This window comes from Parabacteroides timonensis, assembly GCF_900128505.1.
Classification (GTDB): domain Bacteria; phylum Bacteroidota; class Bacteroidia; order Bacteroidales; family Tannerellaceae; genus Parabacteroides; species Parabacteroides timonensis.
This window is the reverse complement of record NZ_LT669940.1, coordinates 1,089,499-1,103,029: the sequence shown is the minus strand read 5'-3', so window position 1 is coordinate 1,103,029 and position 13,531 is coordinate 1,089,499. Positions and strand designations below refer to the sequence as shown.

The following is a 13,531-nucleotide window of genomic DNA, read 5'->3' as shown; positions in this document are numbered from 1 at the left end:
GCTGATTTCATTCGTTACAAATATACAATAGAAAGCCTTGAATTATTCCGGTTATCCGTTATTTTTTTGACAATACTCAATAATAAGATTAGTTGACGATACGTTTTAAACTTTCACAATGTAAGGAGAAAGACCTTAATTAAGAATTAATAATTCTAATTATCGCAATATATTTGTTACTTTTGCAGGTTAGAAATCTTAGGTACACCATAAGAAGTAACATGGAAAAGGAAAACAACCCCATATACGAACGTAATACGCTGGAGTTTGTAACTGTAGCATTGGAGTTTTGTACATTTGTTGAAACAGCCGGAGAAAAAGGCCTTTTCGACTTTGTGGACAAAGCTGTCAAACTATTGCCGTTACTTTATCTGAAAGCAACACTTTTGCCGGATGTCGAGCCGGACGAAGATGATGAACCGGAACTGACCGTTACGGAAGACATGTACGAGTCTGTCCGTACCCGGATTGCAGGATTGCTGGGAGAAAAGGATTCTTATCTGGAAACCTTTCATCCGGACATGCAGTACAGTGATACGCCTATCGCCGCTTTTATCTCCGAAAATATCGCCGATGTCTATCAGGATACCGGAAATTTCGTTTCACTTTTCCGTCAAGGAAACGAAGAAGTCATGCTTCAGTCTATTGCCTTATGCCGTACTAACTTCCAGGAGTTCTGGGGACAGCAACTCCTTAACGCATTGAAGGCACTCCACGCTGCCCGTTACAGTGATGATGAAATTTTTGAAACGAACGAGGAATGATGACACAATATACACACACAATAACAAAAGAAGAAATATCTCTTCTTGAAATAGAAGAATTTTTAGGACGGATTATCGTGATCGACACAGAGAAAGACACGGATAAGGCTGTCAGCTATTTATCCGGATTCGAAGCGGTAGGTTTCGATACGGAAACACGTCCCAGTTTTAAAAAAGGGACACGCTATAAAATTTCATTGATGCAGATCTCTACAGATGAGGCCTGCTTCCTTTTCCGGCTGAACCGGATCGGTATTCCGCAGTCGCTGGAAGATTTTCTTGTGAATGACAAAATACTGAAAATCGGGCTTTCCCTGCGTGACGATTTTGGTGCCATACGGAAACGGACTGACATCAAACCGGCCAACTTCCTCGATTTGCAGAATTATGTCGGCCAATTCGGAATTGAAGATGCCAGCTTGCAAAAAATATATGCCATCCTTTTTGATAAAAAAATATCGAAAGGACAGCGCCTGAGCAACTGGGAAGCCGATGTACTGACCGAACAACAAAAGAAATATGCAGCCCTCGACGCCTGGGCCTGCCTGAAAATATACAACCAATTGAATCAAGATAAATAAATGAGTTACTGTAAAGTTTTTCTCAAACCGAAAAAGGAAGAGTCGTTGCTTCGCTTTCATCCGTGGGTATTCTCCGGAGCTATCCAAAGCATTGAAGGTAATCCGGAAGAGGGTGACCTGGTAGAAGTGTATGGAACAAATCAGCGCTTCCTGGCTATCGGCCACTATCAGATCGGCAGTATTGCCGTGCGTGTTTTATCATTTAAGCAGATCTCGATCGACGCGAATTTTTGGGAAGAACGTATTCGTGTTGCCTACACGCTCCGTAAAGAACTGGAACTGGCAGAAGTGGAAAACAATGATACCTATCGTCTGATTCATGGTGAAGGAGACAACCTCCCCGGACTGGTCATCGACATTTATGCTCACACAGCCGTTATGCAGGCTCATTCGGTGGGTATGCATTATGCTCGTCATGATATTGCCGAAGCATTAAAAACTGTGCTGGGAGAAAATTTACAAAATATCTATTACAAATCGGAAGCAACTCTTCCCTACAAAGCCAATCTCGGAAGTGAAGATGGCTATTTATATGGCGGAGAGGTAGAAGATATTGCCACAGAGAACGGTTTGAAATTCTGCGTAGACTGGCAGAAAGGACAAAAGACAGGTTTCTTTGTAGACCAGCGTGAGAATCGTTCGTTACTGGAAAAGTATGCAAAAGGTCATTCGGTATTGAATATGTTTTGCTATACGGGTGGTTTTTCTTTCTATGCCATGCGTGGCGGTGCCGAAGTGGTTCACTCGGTTGATAGTTCAGCCAAAGCGATTTCGCTGACGAATAAAAATGTGGAATTGAATTTCCCCAACGATCCGCGTCATAAAGCATTTGCCGAAGACGCCTTCAAATTTCTGGAAAAGATGGGAAGCAATTACGACCTCATCATTCTCGATCCTCCTGCTTTTGCCAAACATAAGAATGTATTGCGCAACGCTTTGCAAGGATATCGCAAACTGAATGCGATCGCATTTGAAAAGATCAAACCGGGAGGTATCCTGTTTACCTTCTCTTGTTCACAGGTGGTCAGCAAAGAGAATTTCCGCCTGGCAGTGTTCAGTGCTGCCGCACAATCAGGACGTAGCGTACGTATCCTACACCAATTGACGCAGCCGGCCGATCATCCGGTCAATATCTACCATCCGGAAGGAGAATATCTGAAAGGATTGGTCTTATACGTAGAATAAAAAAGAGACTGATTTTTTCTATTCAAAATATATTACCCAGGTTTACGGTACTCAACGTATTCCTGGGTATTTTTTATGATTATCTTATCTTCCTTGTCTTTCATGATATAATATTAATGTCTATATTTTGTCTAAAGTGAAGAAATATGCCTATTTTTGTAATGTTCGATAGAACAAATACATTTTAGAAAATTAGGAAGTGCCTTACTTTCGTTAAAATCGCCAGTTTTGACAGCACACAAGGTACAAGTCCTTGCTATATCTAGCGGGTTGCTTGTCTACGTGTGCTATGGGTTTCTGGCGATACCTAACGAAGTGTAGACAGTGACCCGCTTCTTTTTGTATTCAAAATATTAATAATGTCGTCATTGTAAAGTGATATACAGTGACTTTATAATATATAAACATGAAAGAAAATATATCAAATATATGATTACATTTGTAGTATTTCGTAGTTAATAGTTAATCGAAATGTAATATCCAGGAAAAGGAGTAATAGCTATATTTGCGGCATTTTACAGCGAGTGTAATTGAAATAACCCAGGAGAATGTATCAAAAAACGGATGAAATAATATGGAACCTTTGTCTTAAAGGAGATCGTAAAGCTTTTGAAGTTTTATACAGGAGATATTATCCCATATTATATAATTACGGGAAGATATATTCGAAAGATACCGATCTCGTAAAGAATTGCCTGCAAAATTTCTTCGTCAAACTAATGTGCAACTACTCAAGCTTATCAGAAACAGCTTCCGTACGTTGTTATTTACTGAAAGCTTTCCGGTATGCCTTGTATAACGAATTGAAATCCGAACAAATCCGTAACGGCAAACTGGTCTGTTACCCCGATGAGATCCTAACCGTCAGATCAGATCAATTTTTAGATGAAGAAGATCTGTCACCCCGGAACGAACTTATAAGTGCAGCCTTCAGAAAGCTGTCTTCCAAACAACAGGAGATCCTGTACCTCTATTATATCAGGGAATTAACTCATGATGAAATAGCCAACCTGCTGAATATCAATTATCAGTCCAGCAAAAATCTTCTTTTCAGATCGATTGCCAAATTAAGAGATTTACTTCTCTCCGATCCTTCCTTGAATGATAAATAACACACTCCATATTAACGGCTATTCAACAATAAATGTTAAACACAGTTACTTAAGTGTTAAATCGCAGTTTGATTGAGTACCATCGGAGCAGGCAAATTGTAATTAATATAAAAAGCACTGCTTCTATGGCTAAAAACAAAATACCAAAGACAGAGTTCGACAACGAGATGAAGCAGTTCATTTCACTAGTCAAGAAACACGAACAGGTTCCCGATATGGAAATAGAGGAAACGTGGGCAAACGTGAAAGAATTGTCATCTGCCGGGTCCATAGGAAAGGATAAAAAGAAAACCCTTCGATATGTTCTTGCCGGATTATCTGTTGCTGCATCGATAGCCATTCTTTTCCTTATTTCTATTCCTTATAATAACCAACCACAGGAAGAGCCCTCTTTTCTTACTGAACTGGAAAAAGTCGCACCTATCGATAGTTTAAATCAGATATACCTGGTTCTTTCCAAGAATCAACAAGTTACGTTAGAGAACGAAGCCTATGTCAATTATGATAAGAAAGGTGGCGTAACCGTAAATAACCAATCCCCGGAAGTTGCAGAAGACCAGGCAACCGGAGCAAATAATCTGAACCATATAATTGTTCCCAAAGGAAAACGCACCCACATAACGCTATCGGACGGAACAAAAATGTATGTAAATGCAGCCAGTCATGTCATTTATCCATCGGTTTTCAGTGATGACAAACGGGAAATAGCCGTAGAAGGAGAAGTGTTTCTGGAAGTGGCGCATAATCCGAAAGTACCTTTTATAGTGAAAACAAAAGGGTTGGATGTAAAGGTGCTGGGGACTATTTTTAATGTAACAGCCTATGAAGCAGATGATATTTCAGTCGTATTGGTAAACGGACGTGTGGAGGTAAACTCATCTGCAAAAGAGAAACTGATTTTAAATCCTTCCCAGATGGTTAACTGGAAAGATGGTATAATGAAAAAAGAGAAAGTGGATGTAACAAAATATATCTGCTGGAAAGATAATGTCATGCTTTTAGAACTCGAAACCGTTTCAAAGGTTTTGGACAATCTATCCCGCTATTATGGAGTGCCTGTTTGGTATGATAAGAATATAGCCGGCCGGAAACTTTCCGGTAAACTCGACCTCTGTGAATCCATCGATGAAGTACTGGAAATCGTAAAGGTTTCAGCCTCATTGAATGTTGAAAAGATAAATGGCGGAGGATATCATTTTCACGAATAGGGAGAAGAAAGAAAAAGAGTATTAACGAATAACAGATTTGCCTATGAAGAAGTAAAAAGTATAAATAAAAAAAGATCGGACACTGTTGGCGCAATTATCCGATCTATTTTGAGAAATAATCCTTAGTTGTTTAAAAGATTAATATACAAAGGTATGGAAAATATCACAGCAATTAATCGAAAAAAGATTAATTACATAAAATTAGCATGTTTATTGATATCTTTAATATCATTTCCTGCGTTAATTACCCATGCATCAAATCCCTCAGAAATCTCCGGGGAAATATTGACTGTTCAGATGCAGAACAAAACATTGAAAGAAGTTTTTTCATATTTAGAGAAAAATAGTAACTACGTGTTTATATATGAAGAAGCCGTAGATCTTGGGAAAAGGGTCAATGTCAATATTTCAGACAAATCCATTGAAGATATTATAAAAGAAGTCTTCTCTTCAAATGGTTTTTCTTATGTTATCAAAGGCAGGCAAGTAATTGTAAAAAATGAAAAGTCGACAGGTCTGATGTCGTCACCTGTTACTGCGCAAGACGCCATTGTCGTGCGAGGCACTGTGACAGATCACACAGGTATGCCGCTTGTCGGAGTGAACGTGGTCGTAAAAGGAGCAACGATCGGAACCGTAACGGATATCGACGGTCACTTCGACCTGCCGAATGTTCCGAAAGGAGCTACTCTCCTGTTCTCATACATAGGTTACAAAAGTCAGGAAGTGAAAGCGTTTGAAAAACTGACAATTACTTTAAGTGAGGATAACGAATTGCTGGATGAAGTCGTCGTTGTCGGCTACGGTACACAAAAGAAGGTCAATATGACCGGTGCCGTTTCTTCAGTCAAAGTGGATGCTTTGGATAATCGTCCCGTGACGAATGCTACTAATGCATTGGCTGGTTTGGCTGCCGGTCTTTCTGTTACAAATACAGGGGGCGGTACACCGGGATTAGAAAGCCCGACGATCCGTATTCGTGGCCAGGGTACTTTGAATAATTCAGACCCGCTTGTCGTGATCGATGGTATGGCTGGTGCCAGTATCAGCGATATCAATCCGCAGGACATCGAGTCTATTTCTGTCCTGAAAGATGCTGCCTCATCAGCCATTTATGGTTCACGTGCCGCCAACGGTGTTATCCTGATCACGACTAAAAAAGGATCGGAAGGATCTGCCAGAATCACTTACAGCGGAAACGTTTCATTTGAAAAAGTAGCCAAACGCCTGAATCTTGTTACCGATTATGCCGATTTCATGGAGATTCAGAATGCCGGTTTATTAGCCAACGGCCAGGCTGCCCGCTTCTCACAGGGTAAAATCGACGAATGGCGTAATGATGCAGGTAGAAATCCTACGATCTATCCTAATACCGACTGGCAAGACCACATCTACCGCAGTCCTTCGGTGGTTCAAAACCACACTGTTACAGCCAACGGTGGTTCCAAGACAGCCCGCTACAACCTCTCTTTCGGCTATATCAACAATCCGGGTATGATTTATCATTCGAACTACAAACGTTACCAGATGCGTGCCAATGTGGATGTCGATATCAAACCTTGGTTGACAGTCGGAGCCAACGCATACGGTTACGTGGATTACAACAACCCTTCTGCTGGTACAGCCGCCGAGGGTGGTGATGTTATCTGGGGTTACGGTGCATTCAATACGGTACCGGGTATGACACTCTATGATCCGGCAACCGATCTCTATGGCGGTATCCAGAATCCGGAAGAAGAAAATGTCAGCAATGCCAACCCGTATCGTCGTATGTGGTTCTACAAAGAAGACTTCCCTACTATCTCCCGCCGTACCGTGGCTAAAATGTATGGACGCGTCACTCCGGTCAAAGGGCTGACCATCGATGCTTCTTATACTTATAATGCCTGGGATCGCCGGACAGAGCATCATTTAACAGACCGTGACCTGTATCGTTTCACAGCAGACGGACCGGTTTTACTACGTGCCGGAGTTGTTCGTACGTATATCAGAAGATACAACTATCGTAATGATTTCCGTGCCTCAGATGTAACCGCCCGTTACGAATTTAAAATTGATAAACTCGATGCCTCTGTTATGGCCGGTGCCAGTCAGGAATACAATAAGTATGATACTGATTATTATCTGAAATACGACCTTGTGGACGAATCGCTGACAGCTCTCGATGCCGCTTCTACGCTCGGACGTATTACCGGTAATTACAACGAATGGGCCATGCGTTCTTATTTTGGCCGTATCAATCTGGTCTGGGACGATAAATATATGCTGGAAGCCAATCTACGTGCCGACGGTTCTTCCCGATTCGCACCGAATAAACGCTGGGGTTATTTCCCGTCGGTATCAGCCGGCTGGCGTATCACTCAGGAGAAATTCATGGAAGATTATCAGGATTGGTTGAGTTCGTTGAAGCTTCGTGTATCTTACGGTTCACTGGGAAATAATGCGGCATCCAACAATTATATGTATCAGTCGCTTTATGCCGCAACGAATTATGTATTGGGAAATGCTGTCACCGGCGGTCTTTCGCAAACCACATTATCCAATACGTACCTGACCTGGGAAAGTACCTATGTGACTAACGTCGGTATCGACTACGGTTTCTTCAAGAACCGTTTAAGCGGATCTCTGGAATGGTTTAACAGGGATACCAAAGGCATCCTGATCTCACTTCCGGTTCCACTGGAACATGGAACATCCTCCGTGCCTAACCAAAATGCTGGTGAAGTCAACAACCGGGGGATAGACCTCGAAATCAACTGGACCGACCAGATCGACAAGTTGACCTACTCTGTCGGCTTCAATATGGGTTTTGTGAGCAACAAGGTCACAAAATTCCAGGGTGATGTCGCCTCTATCAGCGGGGTGAAGAAACTTCAGGAAGGTAAACCGATCAATCAGTATTATGTACTTGATGTAGATCGTATTGTCCGCGATCAATCCGACCTGGATTACGTACAATCGCTGGTCGATAAGAACCCGAATTATTTCGCTACGTATCAACGTCCCGAACTCGGAGACTTCCTGTTTGCCGATGCGAACGGTGACGGTAACCTGAATGCCGACGACCGTATAGAAGTCGGTCATGGCGACAGTCCGAGACTGACCTTCGGTGCAAACCTCAGTTTAAACTGGAACAATTTCGATTTCAGCATGCTTCTCCAGGGTGTAGGCGACTATAAGGTGTACTATAACAACCAGGCTTTCCGTTTCACTACCGTTATGGGGCAATCGCTCATAAAGGATATTACCGACAATGCCTGGACTCCGGAAAATCCTTACAACTCCAAGTATCCGATACTGCGTAACAGCGCAAACAGCAAGAACAACACGGCTAGTACTGCTTTCATTCATAATGCGGCCTATCTTCGTTGTAAAAATATTCAGTTAGGTTATACTATTCCTAAGAATATCTCTTCGAAGTTCTTTGTCGAAAATTTGAAGATCTACACCAGTATCGACAACTTGTTCACCATAACCAACTTCCCCGGGTTGGATCCTGAAATTGCAGCAACTGTCGGATACCCTTCAGTTCGTCAATATTCCTTAGGTCTCAATGTTTCATTCTAAAATCAGAAAACGATGAAAGCTAAAAATATAATTTCCGTTTTTTTAGGTTCAGTCCTTTTGCTCAGTAGTTGTGAAAGCCTGGATTATACTCGTCCGGATCAGTTGTCGAGCGTCACATTCTGGAAAACAGAAGCTCATGCCAAGCAAGCTGCTGTCGGTTTGTATGAGGCTATGATGCAGACCTGGTGTTTCGGCCTGGAGTTCGCATTCGATATGTGTACCGACCTGGCTGACGGAACCAGTCCTTTTGCCGATATTTCGCGTGGGACATCGTTTGCGTCGACCAGCGGTGCCGTACAAAACCACTGGCAATATCTGTATGAATTGGTTCACCGTTCGAATACGGTAATTCGCAATGTCTCCACAATGGACATCGATAAAACCATGATCGACCAGATAGTCGGCGAAGCCAAATTCTTCCGTGCCATGGCTTACTTCCGTATGCTTAACTGCTGGGGAGGAGTTCCTTACTACGATGAGAGCTGTATTATCGAAGAAGAATTTGCAACTGTAACCAGTCCGCGCAGTTCTGCGGAAGAAATTCGTCAACATGTGATCGACGATTTGACCGATGCCATCGCAAAACTGCCTGTAAGTTGGGCAAGCAGCGATTACGGACGTGTCACCAAAGGGGCCGCCTATGCACTTCGTGGCAAGGTGTACCTTTTCAACAAAGAATGGGCTAAAGCCATTACAGACTTTGAAGAGATCGTGTACAACAAAAGCAATAACTACGGCTATGCTTTGCATTCTAATTACGAGAACCTGTTCCGTCTCTATAATGGCGCACGCAGCAATGAGATGATTTTCGCTATACAGTCTATCGACGGTAACGTTGCCGGATATGCATTGAATATAGTCGGTTATTTTGGGAACAAAGCAACCATGCGTTTGATTGCCAGCAACTGCGTCGTACCTTCAACCAAACTGGTCGATTTGTATGAAAAGCCTGATGGTCAGAAATTCAACTGGGATGAAGTATTCCCCGGTTTCAACAACGGCAATTCGGAATTTCGCCGCAAATGCCTGGCTGTAGCCATAAACGATGCCAGTACGGAGATTACCAGCACGCTGGACTGCGATACGGCAAAGGTTTCCGCCGCCTACAACAACCGTGATCCACGCCTGTGCTGGAATGTGATCACTCCGTTCTCCCATTACTTGGGTACGGATGCCGGTTCCAATCCCAGGGATAAGCAGTTTGTAATCGTAGACCCGACAAAAGGCGGTGCCCCCATGGAAGCACAATCTTTCATCCGTAACTCCGAAGGTTGGAACTCTTACTTCTGGCGGAAATGGATTCCTACGGGTAACCTGGATGGCTACTGGGGGGAATACAGCCGTACTCCTTACGAGTTTCCGTTGCTCCGTCTCGGCGATGTTATTCTGATGCTTGCCGAAGCTTACAACGAAAATGGCGAGACAACAAAGGCCATCGCTGAAGTCAATAAAATACGTGCCCGTGTCGATATGCCGGAATTGAACTCCGGTCCTACCTGGATGGCAGTCAACAGCAAAGACGAGATGACACAACGTATTCGCGATGAACGGGCCCGTGAACTGGCTGGCGAAGGTCAACGTTATTGGGATCTCCGCCGCTGGGGTATCCTTCAATCGACAGTAAGGAATGCAACCGATATTCTCGGCGACCTGATGTATGAACGAGCTTATCAATCGCGTCACGAAATCTGGCCGATACCGTTTGTTGAAATGGAACGTAACCCGAACCTGACTCAAAACACGGATTGGTAATTGGATCATAGGCACATGATGAAACAGGCCTGTGTAATAAAAACCGGGCCTGTTTTACTTTCTAATTTGAGAAATATGGATGGAATAATAAGAACAAAGTTACTTGTCACTTTGCTAAGCGGTTTATTGTTAGGTGGATGTACCGGAAGAAGTGGGCAAGAAAAAGTGAATATCTATCCGATTCCCCAGAAGTTGGAACTGTCGGGTGATTGGATAAAGATACCCAAGGCCGGTTATCGGCTGGAAGGGATCAACCTTCCGGATACGGATGCCGTGAGTCTACTGAAACAATCCTTCCTGATAACAGAGCAGGCGAAACAGACAATTACCATTCAGCAGTTGGAAAAGGCTGGGAGTGAAATGCAACGTTCGGGCGCTTATACGCTGAATGTGACTGAAAAAGGGATTCGGATCGAAATCTGTGACGACCGTTCTCTCTTTTATGCCGCACAAACATTGTCCCAGTTAATCAAAGACGAAAAGAAGCTCCCTGTTTGTACGATATGGGATTATCCGGACATTGTTTTCAGAGGTGTTGTCGAAGGTTTTTATGGTACTCCGTGGTCTTTTGAGAACCGGGTGGAACAGCTGCGTTTTTATGGACGAATGAAAATGAATACTTACATTTTCGGACCTAAGGACGATCCCTACCATCGTTCACCTTACTGGCGTATCCCCTATCCGGAAGATCAGTCAAAGAATATCCGCGAGTTATTGGCTGAAGCTAAAAAGAATAAGGTCGATTTTGTTTGGGCATTGCACCCCGGCATGGATATCCGATGGAATGATACGGACCGGCAAGCTGCGATAAAGAAGCTGGAGAGTATGTACGATCTGGGAGTCCGGGCATTTGCCGTCTTTTTCGATGATATCGAAGGCGACGGAACGGATGCAGCCAGGCAAGCCGCCTTTATGAATTATCTGAAACAGGAATTTGTCGACAGGAAAGGAGATATCCGGCAACTGGTACTCTGCCCGACCGAATATAATAAAGACTGGGCAAAGACGGATTACCTGGATATACTGGGCGAACAGCTAGACCCTTTTATCCATATCATGTGGACCGGCGACAAAGTGGTAAGCGATATTACGCACGAAGGACTCGAATGGGTAAATAAGCGGATCAAACGGCCTTGCTATGTCTGGTGGAACTTCCCGGTAAACGATTATTGCTTGGCTCATTTATTGATGGGACCGGTGTATGGACTGGATAAAAACACGGCTTCCGACATGTATGCATTCGTATCAAACCCGATGGAGTTTGCCGAAGCAAGCAAAGTCGCTCTTTGGAGTGTTTCCCAATTCACCTGGAATATGGATCGGTTCGATCCGAAACAGAACTGGAATACGGCGTGTGAGTCTCTCGTACCTGAAGCACCCGATGCATTCCGTCTTTTCTGTGAGCACAATGCGGATATCGGTCCTAACACATGGATGTTTTTCAGGGAAGAATCTTTCAATTCGAGCGAACTGATCAACCGGTTCGAACAATCGTTATCTGCCGGAAAGTATCTGAAAAAAGAGGCTTTCGAGATTACAGATTTGTTTATGCAGATAAAAAAAGCACCGGGCATCATCAAAAGCAGTGCAACGAATAAGCAACTGATAAAAGAAATCGATCCCTGGCTGACACAAACGGGCAATGTCGGAGTGGCCGGCATAGCGACAATGAAAATGTTGGATTTAGCAGACAAGCACGATACGGAAGGATGCCGGAAAGCGTATAAAGAGGTAAAAGAAGCCTTGAATACGATTGCTGTATTCAGCCGGCCTTATCGCCGGGGAGAGCAGGATGGCATCAGAAGCGGTTCGCAGATTTTATTACCTTTTATCCGTCAGATGCTGCAATATGTAGAAAACTCATTGCTGACAGACGAAAAACCGAAAGAGGTACCGGAAGTTCTCGCCGGTTCAAAAGAGATGGGCGAATTATCCTGTTATTGCGAAGACGATGTAGTGGGTTTAACCCCTCATTTTCCATTGGTGACAATAGCTCCCGGGGAATACTTCGGCTTCCGGGTAGAGAAAAGCAAGCAACCTGTTGCATTGGTCTATGATTTACGTAAAAGTAAATCCAAAGGACGTGCTTTCCAGGGGTCTATCGATGGTAAGGTGTGGTTCACATTCCTGAAAGCAGGGGCAGACCGGATGGATACTATTCCTATCCATGAGCCACGCATCCGTTATATACGCTGCCTCAATCAATCGCAGTCGGATATGTCGGTAGGGATCGGCAGGTTTGCTGTATTGACAAAATCCGATACACTCAGTCACAAGCAAGAATAACGTTTTACTTAATAACTAATTACGATATGAAAAAGATATTCTGTACACTATTATGCATGGGAGGTTTCTGTGCCTCTCTATTAATCCCCGAAGGTCTGAACGCTCAGGAAAAGAACGTCATAGAAAAGAGTGCCTTTTGGGGTAATTCGGAAGTATATCTGAACAAACAGGCTTTCCGGATGTTCGGCCTGATCGATCAGGCATTAACGGAAAATCCTCCGGTGCCGGGTGCCCCGATGATCAGGAAACTGGCTCTTTATAATCTGGATGCCATGCTTCATGAGACCAGATATGACGATAGCGAACCACTCTATGGCTTCATCGCTTCACGGGTTAATAAGGTCATTGCAGATCTTTCCAATCCGGTAAAGCAAGGGATGAAAGTTTATAAAATCTATAATGACGGCTTTGTTGCCCGTACCGGTTCGGTCACCCTGGCATTTGATGTTGTCAGGGGAGCCTGCAAAGGAAAGAATCTGATCTCTGACGCATTGATTCAACAAATTGTCGACCATTGCGATGTTTTGTTCCTTACTCATAATCATGGCGATCATGTCGACCCGGTAGTCGTCGAAATGTTCCTGAAAGCAGGAAAACCGGTTGTCGCACCGACAAATATATTACCGGATAAGAAGGGTATACAACATGAACGTTCCGACAAAATGATCGATAAGAAGATGAAACTGGATAAAAACAAAAATATCCGGGTGAAAATATTCCCCGGCTACCAGGATGAGTTGATGAATAATATTTATGTGGTAACGACGGATGAAAAGAAGACGGTCGCCCATATCGGGGATCAATATAATAAGGAGGATATGGAATGGATTGTCAACATTAAAAAGGATATTCCTCAACCGGATGCATTGATCGTAAACTGCTGGACGCATCGGATGAGCGATCTGGTCGACGGATTCAATCCCAGATTGGTCGTTACCGGACATGAGAATGAGATGGGACATACGATCGACCATCGGGAAGCTTTTTGGCTGACCTTCCAGAAAATGGAACAGATCAGCAAAGATTATCTGGTCATGGGTTGGGGCGAATGGTTTCAATGCCAGTGACAAGAGAGA

The 13,531-nt window shown here is 43.5% G+C and carries 9 protein-coding genes; all 9 read left to right on the top strand.

Annotated elements, in window-relative coordinates; translation table 11 throughout:
- The first annotated feature begins 221 nt into the window (after nt 1-221).
- The 9 genes from BQ7394_RS04940 (at nt 222) to BQ7394_RS04900 (ending at nt 13,522) form a co-directional block, all read left to right on the top strand.
- Nucleotides 222-764, top strand: a complete 543-nt coding sequence (locus BQ7394_RS04940) for a DUF5063 domain-containing protein (protein ID WP_075556350.1) — start codon at nt 222-224, stop codon at nt 762-764.
- Nucleotides 761-1,345 carry a 3'-5' exonuclease gene (locus BQ7394_RS04935; protein WP_075556349.1) on the top strand — a complete coding sequence of 195 codons (585 nt, stop codon included), beginning with the start codon at nt 761-763 and terminating at the stop codon, nt 1,343-1,345. The genes BQ7394_RS04940 and BQ7394_RS04935 overlap by 4 nt, the downstream gene beginning before the upstream one ends.
- Nucleotides 1,346-2,530 carry a class I SAM-dependent rRNA methyltransferase gene (locus BQ7394_RS04930; RefSeq protein WP_075556348.1) on the top strand — a complete coding sequence of 395 codons (1,185 nt, stop codon included), beginning with the start codon at nt 1,346-1,348 and terminating at the stop codon, nt 2,528-2,530.
- Between the two features lie 548 nt (nt 2,531-3,078).
- Nucleotides 3,079-3,642: an RNA polymerase sigma factor gene (locus BQ7394_RS04925; RefSeq protein WP_075556347.1), complete on the top strand. Its 564-nt coding sequence runs from the start codon at nt 3,079-3,081 to the stop codon at nt 3,640-3,642.
- 125 nt (nt 3,643-3,767) lie between these two features.
- Nucleotides 3,768-4,850: a FecR family protein gene (locus tag BQ7394_RS04920; protein WP_075556346.1), complete on the top strand. Its 1,083-nt coding sequence runs from the start codon at nt 3,768-3,770 to the stop codon at nt 4,848-4,850.
- A 354-nt stretch (nt 4,851-5,204) separates the two neighbouring features.
- The gene (locus BQ7394_RS04915) at nt 5,205-8,417 is read left to right on the top strand and encodes a TonB-dependent receptor (protein WP_161951776.1); all 3,213 of its coding nucleotides are present in this window, start codon (nt 5,205-5,207) and stop codon (nt 8,415-8,417) included.
- Between the two features lie 12 nt (nt 8,418-8,429).
- Nucleotides 8,430-10,169, top strand: coding sequence for a RagB/SusD family nutrient uptake outer membrane protein (locus tag BQ7394_RS04910; protein WP_075556345.1), 1,740 nt, complete (start codon nt 8,430-8,432; stop codon nt 10,167-10,169).
- A 75-nt stretch (nt 10,170-10,244) separates the two neighbouring features.
- Complete coding sequence (locus BQ7394_RS04905; protein ID WP_161951775.1) at nt 10,245-12,455, top strand: glycoside hydrolase family 84 protein; 2,211 nt, start codon at nt 10,245-10,247, stop codon at nt 12,453-12,455.
- A 26-nt stretch (nt 12,456-12,481) separates the two neighbouring features.
- The gene (locus BQ7394_RS04900; RefSeq protein WP_139317680.1) at nt 12,482-13,522 is read left to right on the top strand and encodes an MBL fold metallo-hydrolase; all 1,041 of its coding nucleotides are present in this window, start codon (nt 12,482-12,484) and stop codon (nt 13,520-13,522) included.
- The last annotated feature ends 9 nt before the right edge of the window (nt 13,523-13,531 follow it).

What these genes read in the sequence shown, in the direction of transcription:
- BQ7394_RS04940 (WP_075556350.1), top strand. Translation starts at nt 222, where the DNA reads ATGGAAAAGGAAAACAACCCCATATACGAACGTAATACGCTGGAGTTT.
- BQ7394_RS04935 (WP_075556349.1), top strand. Translation starts at nt 761, where the DNA reads ATGATGACACAATATACACACACAATAACAAAAGAAGAAATATCTCTT.
- BQ7394_RS04930 (WP_075556348.1), top strand. Translation starts at nt 1,346, where the DNA reads ATGAGTTACTGTAAAGTTTTTCTCAAACCGAAAAAGGAAGAGTCGTTG.
- BQ7394_RS04925 (WP_075556347.1), top strand. Translation starts at nt 3,079, where the DNA reads ATGTATCAAAAAACGGATGAAATAATATGGAACCTTTGTCTTAAAGGA.
- BQ7394_RS04920 (WP_075556346.1), top strand. Translation starts at nt 3,768, where the DNA reads ATGGCTAAAAACAAAATACCAAAGACAGAGTTCGACAACGAGATGAAG.
- BQ7394_RS04910 (WP_075556345.1), top strand. Translation starts at nt 8,430, where the DNA reads ATGAAAGCTAAAAATATAATTTCCGTTTTTTTAGGTTCAGTCCTTTTG.
- BQ7394_RS04905 (WP_161951775.1), top strand. Translation starts at nt 10,245, where the DNA reads ATGGATGGAATAATAAGAACAAAGTTACTTGTCACTTTGCTAAGCGGT.
- BQ7394_RS04900 (WP_139317680.1), top strand. Translation starts at nt 12,482, where the DNA reads ATGAAAAAGATATTCTGTACACTATTATGCATGGGAGGTTTCTGTGCC.